Genomic DNA, 9,775 nt, shown 5'->3' on the forward strand with positions numbered 1-9,775 from the left:
ATCATCCCTGGCGACTCCGCGCCGCGATGGAGATAGCAGAAGCACTGGCAAGACGGACACAAACTGAACCCTCACCAGGGTGACATTTCTATCCGTGTAAGAACGGGGACATTTCTATCCGTGCTGGACATTGGCTTGACATCAAGCTTGTATCTGCCCCCGCAACCCGTCAACTTTCAAAGCTATGCCAGAAGAAGCGCTCATCGTCCGCGGAGCGCGGGAGCACAATCTCCGCAACATCGACGTTACAATTCCGCGTGACCGGCTGACGGTCATCACCGGCCTCTCCGGCTCGGGCAAGTCGTCCCTCGCGTTCGACACTATCTACGCCGAGGGCCAGCGCCGCTACGTCGAGTCTCTCTCGGCTTACGCCCGCCAGTTCCTCGGCTTGATGGAAAAGCCCGACGTGGATTCGATCGAGGGCCTCTCGCCTGCCATCTCCATCGAGCAGAAAAGCGCCGGACACAATCCGCGCTCCACGGTCGGAACCGTCACGGAGATCTACGATTACCTGCGGCTTCTCTACGCGCGCGCCGGAACGCCCCATTGTCCCAACTGCGGACGCCCCGTCGAGCGCCAGAGCGCCGGCCAGATCGCCGGCTCGATTCTCACCTGGCCCGAAGACACCAGGATCGAGATTCTCTCGCCCCTCGTTCGCGGAAGAAAAGGGGAATTCAAGGAGCTCTTCGAGGCGGCGCGCAAGCAGGGATTCGTCCGCGCATATGTTGACGGCGATCTCGTCGAGATCGCGAATCCGCCGCGACTCAATCGCAAGCTCAATCACAGCATCTCCGTCGTAGTGGACCGGCTCGCGGTGCGCGCCGAGGATCGCGGCCGCCTTGCCGACTCCGTCGAGACCGCGCTCAAGCTCTCCGACGGGCTCATCGAGGTCACACGCCAGGACGATCACAGCACGCATCTCTTCTCGGAGAAATACGGCTGTCCCGTCTGCGGCATCTCGCTTCCCGAGCTCGAGCCGCGACACTTCTCGTTCAACTCGCCGTTCGGCGCCTGCCCCGATTGCGGCGGCCTCGGCGTCCGGCGCGAGGTGAGCGAGCAGGTCATACTCGGCGACTCGAGCATCTCGATTCTGGAAGGCGTGATTCTCCCGTGGGGTGAGCCCGACGGTTATCTCAGGAAAGTCATTCTGCCGGGGCTGGCGAAGCAGTTCCAGTTCTCGCTCAACGCGCCGTGGGGTGAGCTTACGCAGCACGCGCGCGATGTCATGCTGTACGGGTCGAGCGGGCGGCGCGGCGGAAAACCCACGGACGCCGCCGGAAAATGGGAAGGCGTCATCGCCAACGTCCAGCGCAGATACAACGAGACTGAATCGGATGCGGTGCGCGTTCAGCTCGACGAATTCATGCAGGCGCGTCCCTGCACGACCTGCAACGGGCGCCGCCTCAAGCCGGAATCACTCGCCGTCACGATCGCCGACAAGAACGTCGGCGAAGTCACGGAGATGCCGATTACCGGCGCGCTCCGGTTCTTCGAGTCGATCCCGCTCCGTGAGAATGGCAGCCCCGGCCTCGATGCCGACATCGCCGGCCCCGTCCTCAAGGAGATTCGCGAGCGACTCCGGTTCCTCGACGACGTCGGCCTCGACTACCTGACGCTCGGCCGCGCCGCCGAATCGCTCTCCGGCGGCGAAGCGCAGCGGATTCGGCTCGCCACGCAGATCGGCTCGCGCCTCGTCGGTGTGCTCTACATTCTCGATGAGCCGTCCATCGGGCTTCACCAGCGAGACAATGCCCGGCTCCTCGCAACGCTTCGCCAGCTCCGCGATCTCGGCAACACCGTCATCGTCGTCGAGCACGACGAGGAGACGATGCGCGAGGCCGACCATCTCATAGATCTTGGCCCCGGCGCCGGAAAGCACGGCGGAATGGTGATCGCCGAAGGAACGGTCGATGAAGTGATGCAGCATCCCACGTCAATCACCGCGAAATATCTTCGCGGCGAAATCACCGTCGAGGTTCCCGCGGAGCGACGACCCGCGGATCCGGCGCGCGTCGTGCGCATTGAAGGCGCGCGCGAGCACAATCTTCGCAACGTGGACGTGGAGATTCCCCTCGGTCTCTTTGTCGCCGTCACCGGCGTGTCCGGCTCAGGCAAGTCCACGCTGATCGAGGACATCCTTCACAACGCCCTTGCGCGGCATTTCTACCGCGCGCGCGTCGTGCCCGGAGCGCACGATCGCATCACCGGCCTTCATCACATCGACAAGGTCATTGACATTGACCAGAGTCCGATCGGTCGCACCCCCCGGTCCAATCCCGCGACGTACACTGGCCTTTTCACTCCCATCCGCGAGCTGTTCGCCGAGCTGCCCGAGGCGAAGATCCGCGGCTATGGTCCGGGCCGATTCTCGTTCAACGTGAAGGGCGGTCGCTGCGAAGCGTGCGAAGGCGACGGACTGGTGAAGATCGAGATGCACTTCCTCCCGGACGTCTACGTTCCATGCGACGTGTGCAAGGGAAAGCGGTACAATCGCGAGACGCTCGAGGTGCGGTTCAGGGGATTGAGCATCGCCGACGTGCTCGATCTCACCGTCGAGGACGCGCTCGCGTTCTTCGAGAACCAGCCGCGCATCTACCAGAAGCTGCACACGCTGAACGACGTAGGGCTCGGCTACATCCACCTCGGCCAGAGCGCCACGACACTGTCTGGCGGTGAAGCTCAGCGGGTGAAGCTTGCCACGGAGCTATCGAAACGCGACACCGGCCGTACCTTCTACATTCTCGACGAGCCCACGACAGGTCTGCATTTTGAGGACGTTCGAATGCTGCTCGACGTGCTGCACCGGCTGGTGGAGCGCGGAAACACTGTCCTCGTCATAGAGCACAATCTCGACGTGATCAAGACCGCCGACTGGATCATAGATCTCGGCCCCGACGGCGGCCTCCGCGGCGGCGGAATCGTCGCGACCGGAACTCCCGAGGACGTTGCGGCGGTAAAGGAATCGTACACCGGTCAGTTCCTGGGTCCCCTTCTGAGTCGGCAGCTGCGCCGTAAGGCCGGCTGACGCCGGGAGTACTTCTATATATGGTATCGCTGCTCGACATCATCGGCCCGGTCATGGTGGGCCCCTCATCCAGCCACACGGCAGGTGCGTGCCGCCTGGGACTCCTCGGCCGCGGGCTCGTGAGCGGGACCCCTCAGTCGGCCCTGCTGGAGCTCCACGGTTCATTCGCCCGGACGGGTGAGGGCCACGGCACAGACAAGGCGCTGGTCGCCGGGCTCCTCGGCTTCAGGCCCGATGACGAACGCATCCGCACGGCACTGGAGATCGCCGAGAAGGACGGCCTCGACTACCGTTTCGAGAAGACCACACTTTCAGAGTCGGTGCATCCAAACACCGTCCGAATGACCCTCGAGCGGGGCGACATCAAAGCCACGCTGGTGGGCTCGTCTCTCGGCGCCGGACGCGTGTTCGTCACCGAGATAGATGGTTATCCGGTCGAAGTGACTGGAAACTTCCACACCATCGCTCTCGTAGCTGAAGACAGGAAGGGTTCCATCGCACGAATCACCGGCATTCTCGCCGAGCACGACATCAACATCGCGACGCTGCGCCTCACGCGGAAACAGAAGGGAGGAGATGCGTTCATGGTGATCGAGTGCGACGAGTCGCCGGGCGACGGCGTGCGGGACGAGCTCCGGGCGCTCAACTGGGTGCGCTGGGCTCGCCGGCTCGACAAGGTGAGCGGGGCCTAAGTGTATCGCTCGCTTGCGGATGCCATCAGGGACGCCGAAGCACAAGGCCGGTCGCTCGCGCAGATCGCGCTGGCGCGGGAGTCCGAGGATCAAGGTCGTAGTATTGAAGACATACGGGGGTCGCTCAGGCGCGCCCTCGAGGTGATGCGGGGCGCCATCGGCGAAGGGATGACCGGCGATCTTCACTCGGCGTCGGGACTGGTTGGCGGGGATGCGGCGAAGCTGCACAATAACGCAGCGGGGCCGCTGAAGGACACGCCGTTCCGGGACATCCTGGCGCGCGCGCTGGCGGTGCAGGAAGTGAATGCCGCGATGGGTGTGATCGTTGCCGCGCCAACCGCGGGCGGTGCAGGGACACTTCCCGCAGTGTTGACGGGGCTGGCGAAGGCGCAGTCGATTCCGGAAGAGCAGCTACTGGACGCGTTGGCGACGGCGGGCCTCATCGGTGCGGTAATCGCCGAGCGGGCGTCGCTGTCGGGTGCTGAAGGAGGATGCCAGGCGGAAACCGGGGCGGGGGCGGCGATGGCCGCCGGGGCCGCGACGGAAATGCTCGGCGGAACCCCGAGCCAGGTGGGCTATGCGGTAGCGCTGACGATGCAGGGAATGCTGGGGCTGGTGTGTGATCCGCTCGGCGGGCTGGTGGAGCTGCCCTGTGTATTCAGGAATGCGACCGGCTCGGCGATCGCCCTCGCGGGGATCGAGATGGCGTTGGCCGGAATCACCTTCGCCATTCCAGCCGACGAGGTGATAGACGTGATGGGTGAGATTGGCAGGGAGATGGACGTTCGCTATCGTGAGACCGCGGGCGGCGGGCTGGCCGCGACGCCCACCGGACGCAGGCTGGCGAAGGAACGGCTGTACCAGATTCGCAGGTCCTGAGCACCCTTTTTACTGGTAGTCGTTCGTCTTATTCGGTATCTTGGCGAACGCTGGTTCATATGAGGCAATGACCCGACATGAGCATTTTCGATCGCCTGGCCCGTCTTTTCAGATCCAACGTCAACGACATGATCTCCTCGGCGGAACAGCCCGAGAAGATGCTGAATCAGATCATCATCGACATGCGCTCGCAGCTGGTGAAAGCGAAGCAGCAGGTCGCTGCCGCGATCGCAGACGAAAAACGTCTGCAGGATCAGACGGCGCAGGAGCTGCGCGAGGCGGAAGAGTGGGAGCATCGCGCTATGCTCGCGGTGAAGGAAGGTCGTGATGATCTCGCCAAGCAGGCGCTGATGCGCCGCGGCGAGCACGTCTCCCGCGGCTCGCAGATGCAGCTCACGTGGGAAGCGCACAAGCAGGAAACCGACCGCCTCAAGGAGTCGCTGCGCGGCCTCAACGACAACATCGAAGAAGCTTCGCGCAAGAAGAATCTCCTCCTCGCCAAGCAGCGCCGCGCCGAAGCGCAGAAGCGTATCTCCGAGACGATGTCCTCCATCTCCGAGAAGTCGGCGTTCGAAGCGTTCGCGCGGATGGAAGCGAAGATTGATCAGAACGAGCGACAGATCCGCGCCCACGTCGAGATCAACGAGGAGTTCTCCGGCGATCGTCTCGCCAGCGACTTCAAGCGACTCGAGGCGACGGCTGGCACGGCCACCGCCGATGCGCAGCTTATCGCGCTCAAGCAAGAAATGGGTCTCCTTGCCGCACCCTCGCCTGACGCCAATAAGCAGCTGAACGCCGGACAGACGCAGGCTGACGAGATTCCCGATGCGGAAGAGATCCACGACGAGAACGCGACCACTTGACTGACGCGTTAGGGGGCCAGCACTTCAAGCTGGCCCCGGCCCTTGCGACGGTAGTCCTCACCGTCCTCGCGCTGTGGATGGTTGGCACCACGGCCAGTGTGTTTCTGCTCCTTTTCGTGTCCATCATCCTCTCGCTTTACATCGGGGCCGTTCGCGACCTTCTGGTAAAGCGCGGCCGGGTGCCCGATCGGATTGCGTTTTTCATAGCGGTAGTCGGCACGATCGTCGCCATCGTCAGCCTGTTCACGCTGCTGGTTCCGCCGGTGTTGGAACAGACGCGCGCGCTCCTCACCGTCCTCCCGGACATGATTACCAAGTGGGAGAGCGGGCTCGATAGATTCGCGGGACGCTTCCCGGCCCTGCGCGAGATGTGGAAGCCGGGTGAGCACAAGGTCCTTCAAACGGTCTACGACCAGCTGGCCTCCAACGCCGGCGACGTCGTCCCGAAGGTCTTCTCGGCCGTCCGCGTGCTGATCGAGATCTTTGCCGTCATGGTGATGAGCATCTATCTCGCGCTTCAGCCTGGCGTGTACCGCGAGTGGCTCATCGCGCTTTGTCCGCCGGTGCACCGCGATCTCATTCGCGACGTTCTTCGCGATCTCGCCGACGCGCTCCGGTCATACATCGTCGCCCAGCTGCTGGCGATGACGGTGCTTGCTGCGTTCACGGCGCTGGGACTTTACCTTCTGAATGTCCCTTACTGGCTGACGTTCGGGATCTTCACTGGCATGGTGGCGATCGTGCCGTTCTTTGGCACGCTGCTTTCCACGATTCTGCCGGCGCTTGTCGTGCTCGGCGCTCCGGGCGGCGGGACGCATGCGCTCCTCGTGATTCTGCTCGGTGTGCTCGTGCACCTTTTCGAGGGCAACGTCGTCGCCCCGCTCGTGATGTCGCACAAGATCGAGTTGCCCCCGGTGCTGACGATCATGGCAGTGTTGGTGATCGGCAAGCTGCTCGGCCCGCTTGGGCTTGTAATCGCAGTGCCGGCACTCGTCTCGATCATGGTGATCATCCGGCGGATCCTCATCAACCGCATTTACGAAGGGAAGGGCTTCAGGAAGAGCACTCGCGACCGGTCGTTCGTGCTCAGGGTGCCTGCGCCCGACGGGGGAGTTCTGCTGCCGAGCGAGCCGCTGGCCGACGTGCTCCACTTCCGCCAGAACATCGAGTTGCTGGTTCCGCCGGTCGTCGTGCGGACCGCCTGACGATTCTCGCGCCAGCGAACGGCGACGCCGCTCCATTTCGATGGGCGGCGTTTTCTTTTGGTGACCTTGAATTCGGGAGCGTTGATAATGTGAGCCATGTCGGCGATCCCGGCGTTCACCGCCATACCACGTGCAGCGCCAGTTCTATCAATGCGCGGAGTGCGCAAATCCTTCGCGAAAGGGCTGGCAAGATCGGTGCACCGGACCCTCGCGTTGAGTGACGTGGATCTCGACCTTTGGCCGGGAGAGATCGTCGCCCTCGCGGGGCCCGAGTGCGCGGGAAAGACCACGCTTCTGCAGTGCGCGGCCGGTCTGCTTAGACGCGACGGTGGTGACATGACCTGGTTCGGCGAGGCATTCGCCGGCGGCGGATGCGTGCCGGGCGTCGCCTGTGTCCCCGCAGTGCCGGTCTTCTATCCGTTCCTTACCGTGCGTGACGTTCTCGAGTACAGAGCGGGGAGGGAAGCGATTCCCCGCGATCGGCGGGCCGTAGCGATTGACACCGCGCTCGAGCAGCTCGCGCTCTCGGCGATTTCCGGGAACCGCATCGCGCAGCTGTCGCGCGACGATATCAAGAGGCTCGCCGTCGCCGAGGCGCTGGTGTGCGAGCCAGCCGCGATTCTGATGGATACTGCTACGTCCGATATGTGCGCTGCGGTGTCGGCGACGACATGCGCGGCGCTGGAGCTGTACGCGGCAAGCGGAATGGCGGTGATGATCGCCGTGCGCGATCCGGGCGATGTTGCGGTGGCAGCCAGTCGCATCGTCATGCTCGGTGACGGTCACATACGGAGGTCGTTCTCGCTCGACTCCTCCGGAAGATCGGCGTTTCCGCTGCTGCCGTCCGCTTCGCGTTTCGTCGCCGAGACGATTCACTGACATACGGCCCCGGGGCAATGCAAAGCCCTCACCAGACAGGTTGACCCACTACGCGCGTTGACCCTCCAGACCGTGGAGTCTAGCTTGCACGCCATGGCCGAATTCCGTCTCTACAACACGCTGACCCGCAGCATCGAGATTCTCGCGCCTGAAGATGGCTCGACGGTGCGGATGTACACCTGCGGTCCGACGGTCTACAATCCCGCGCACCTCGGGAATTTCCGCACATTTCTGTTCGAGGATCTGCTGAGGCGCTCGATCAGGCTCTACGGGTGGAACGTCTACCAGGTCATGAACCTCACCGACGTTGACGACAAGATCATCAAGCGCGCCGACGAGCGCGGACTGACCATCGGGGAAGTGACTGAGCCGGTGATCGGCACGTTTCACTCTGACCGCCGCTTTCTTTGTGTCGAGGACGCGGAAGAGTATCCACGCGCGACTGAGCACATTCCCGAGATGATCGCTCTCGTCGCCAAATTGGTGGAGAAGGGCCTCGCGTATCAGGCGGACGACGGCTCCGTGTACTATGCGATCGACCGGTTTCCCGGCTACGGCCGACTGTCGCGTCTCGACACGCGCGAGATCAGGAGCGGCGCGCGGGTCGCGCAGGATGACTACACCAAGGAGAACGCGCAGGACTTCGCGCTGTGGAAGGCGGCGAAGGAGGAAGACGAAACCGCCGCCGCAGCGTGGGATTCGCCATGGGGAAGGGGACGCCCGGGCTGGCACCTCGAATGCTCGGCGATGGCGATGCGCTACCTCGGCGTCACGATGGACATCCACTGCGGCGGGGTGGACCTGGTCTTTCCACATCACGAGGATGAGATCGCGCAGTCCGAAGGCGCGACGGGCGAGCCGTTCTCGCGCTTCTGGTGCCATGGAGAATTTCTTCTCACCGACGGCAGCAAGATGGCGAAGCGAGTCGGAAACGTCGCGACTGTCTCCGACCTTCGTGAGCAGGGAGTTTCCGCTGCGGCATTCCGCGCGTTTGTCTTCTCGACGCACTATCGGAAGCAGCTGAATCTCTCCGCCGAGGCGCTCGAGGCGGCGATGGAGGGCGTACGGCGCGTTGGCGATTTCGCCGACCGGCTGGGTTCGGCGAAGGGCGGAACTCCGCAGCTCGCGGACGTTGCGAGGGACGCCGAGCTGGAGGTGAGCGAGGCGCTGTTCGATGACCTGAACGCACCGCTGGCGATGGGTGCGCTCTTCACTTTCATCCGGAAGGCGAACGCCGAGCTCGACCGTGGCGGAAGCGATGCCGGGGGGTTGGAAGCGGCACGCGCCGCGTTCGCGCGGATCAACGGCGTGCTGGATATCGTTCCGGATCTGGAGAAACGGGACGATGCTGCGGAGATCGAGGGGCTTCTGACGGAGCGGCGGGGAGCGCGGGAGCGGCGTGATTTTGCGAAGTCCGACGCCATCCGGAAGTCGCTCGAGGAGCGCGGAATCGCGATCGAGGACGGTCCTTCCGGCACTCGGTGGAAGCGGGTTCGGTAGGAGCGAAAACGCTTTCAGGAAGCGCACTTCGGCGCACTTCGGTGCCGTTGACACCCCCCTGTAAATGGGCTATTCTAACAGGCTTGCGTAGAATCGCTGTTTGCTGACGTAGCTCAATTGGCGGAGCAGCTGATTTGTAATCAGCAGGTTGCGAGTTCGATTCTCGCCGTCAGCTCTGCCAGATGAATTGGGTGTGCGTCTTGCTCCGGGTTTCGGACGGCTGGTCTTACGGAATTTGGGTGGGGTACCCAAGTGGCCAACGGGAGCAGACTGTAAATCTGCCGGCTTACGCCTTCGAAGGTTCGAATCCTTCCCCCACCATGGTGGCTCGATGGGGCGGGTTTTTTTGTTGTGTAGTGCGGGAGTAGCTCAGTTGGTAGAGCACTAGCCTTCCAAGCTTGTGGTCGCGGGTTCGAGTCCCGTCTCCCGCTTGGGTAAGAGATGTGCAGTCGCTCGCGTAGCTCAGTTGGTAGAGCACACCCTTGGTAAGGGTGAGGTCATCGGTTCAATCCCGATCGCGAGCTCTTGGTTGTGGGGAAAGAGTGGCAGGGCGCCGCTCTCGTGTGTTTCGTAACTGCAATTAGAGGAAAGAATGGGAAAAGCGAAATTTGAGCGGACGAAGCCGCACGTAAACGTTGGAACGATTGGCCACGTTGATCACGGGAAGACGACACTGACGGCGGCGATCACGTCGATCCAGGCAAAGAAGGGCCTGGCCCAGCCGGTCGCCTT

The 9,775-nt window shown here is 63.2% G+C and carries 8 protein-coding genes and 4 tRNA genes; all 12 read left to right on the forward strand.

Annotated features, from left to right (window positions below; genetic code table 11):
* The first annotated feature begins 184 nt into the window (after positions 1-184).
* Complete coding sequence (gene uvrA / locus Q7S20_13850; GenBank protein MDO8502917.1) at positions 185-3,025, forward strand: excinuclease ABC subunit UvrA; 2,841 nt, start codon at positions 185-187, stop codon at positions 3,023-3,025.
* A 20-nt stretch (positions 3,026-3,045) separates the two neighbouring features.
* Entirely contained in the window at positions 3,046-3,717 is a 672-nt protein-coding gene (sdaAB, locus tag Q7S20_13855) for an L-serine ammonia-lyase, iron-sulfur-dependent subunit beta (protein ID MDO8502918.1), read from the forward strand.
* On the forward strand, positions 3,718-4,596 hold the full coding sequence (gene sdaAA, locus Q7S20_13860; protein ID MDO8502919.1) for an L-serine ammonia-lyase, iron-sulfur-dependent, subunit alpha: 879 nt from the start codon (positions 3,718-3,720) through the stop codon (positions 4,594-4,596).
* Positions 4,597-4,673: 77 nt separating this feature from the next.
* Entirely contained in the window at positions 4,674-5,459 is a 786-nt protein-coding gene (locus Q7S20_13865) for a PspA/IM30 family protein (GenBank protein ID MDO8502920.1), read from the forward strand.
* Entirely contained in the window at positions 5,456-6,664 is a 1,209-nt protein-coding gene (locus tag Q7S20_13870; protein ID MDO8502921.1) for an AI-2E family transporter, read from the forward strand. Before Q7S20_13865 ends, Q7S20_13870 begins: the two co-directional genes overlap by 4 nt.
* A gap of 96 nt (positions 6,665-6,760) precedes the next feature.
* Positions 6,761-7,543, forward strand: coding sequence for an ATP-binding cassette domain-containing protein (locus Q7S20_13875; protein ID MDO8502922.1), 783 nt, complete (start codon positions 6,761-6,763; stop codon positions 7,541-7,543).
* Positions 7,544-7,636: 93 nt separating this feature from the next.
* Entirely contained in the window at positions 7,637-9,043 is a 1,407-nt protein-coding gene (gene cysS, locus Q7S20_13880) for a cysteine--tRNA ligase (protein MDO8502923.1), read from the forward strand.
* Positions 9,044-9,145: 102 nt separating this feature from the next.
* Positions 9,146-9,218 (forward strand) — tRNA-Thr (locus Q7S20_13885).
* 63 nt (positions 9,219-9,281) lie between these two features.
* Positions 9,282-9,364: transfer RNA gene (locus tag Q7S20_13890), tRNA-Tyr, on the forward strand.
* Between the two features lie 37 nt (positions 9,365-9,401).
* Positions 9,402-9,474, forward strand: a tRNA-Gly gene (locus Q7S20_13895).
* A 20-nt stretch (positions 9,475-9,494) separates the two neighbouring features.
* Positions 9,495-9,567 (forward strand) — tRNA-Thr (locus Q7S20_13900).
* 68 nt (positions 9,568-9,635) lie between these two features.
* Positions 9,636-9,775: GTP-binding protein (locus tag Q7S20_13905; protein ID MDO8502924.1), on the forward strand; the 140-nt coding region annotated here is incomplete at its 3' end.

The sequence above is a fragment of the Gemmatimonadaceae bacterium genome, assembly GCA_030647905.1.
Lineage (GTDB): Bacteria > Gemmatimonadota > Gemmatimonadetes > Gemmatimonadales > Gemmatimonadaceae > UBA4720.

Excerpts from the sequence above, each read along its gene's own strand:
- Q7S20_13875 (MDO8502922.1), top strand. The coding sequence starts at position 6,761 with ATGTCGGCGATCCCGGCGTTCACCGCCATACCACGTGCAGCGCCAGTT.
- sdaAB (MDO8502918.1), top strand. The coding sequence starts at position 3,046 with ATGGTATCGCTGCTCGACATCATCGGCCCGGTCATGGTGGGCCCCTCA.
- cysS (MDO8502923.1), top strand. The coding sequence starts at position 7,637 with ATGGCCGAATTCCGTCTCTACAACACGCTGACCCGCAGCATCGAGATT.
- Q7S20_13865 (MDO8502920.1), top strand. The coding sequence starts at position 4,674 with ATGAGCATTTTCGATCGCCTGGCCCGTCTTTTCAGATCCAACGTCAAC.
- uvrA (MDO8502917.1), top strand. The coding sequence starts at position 185 with ATGCCAGAAGAAGCGCTCATCGTCCGCGGAGCGCGGGAGCACAATCTC.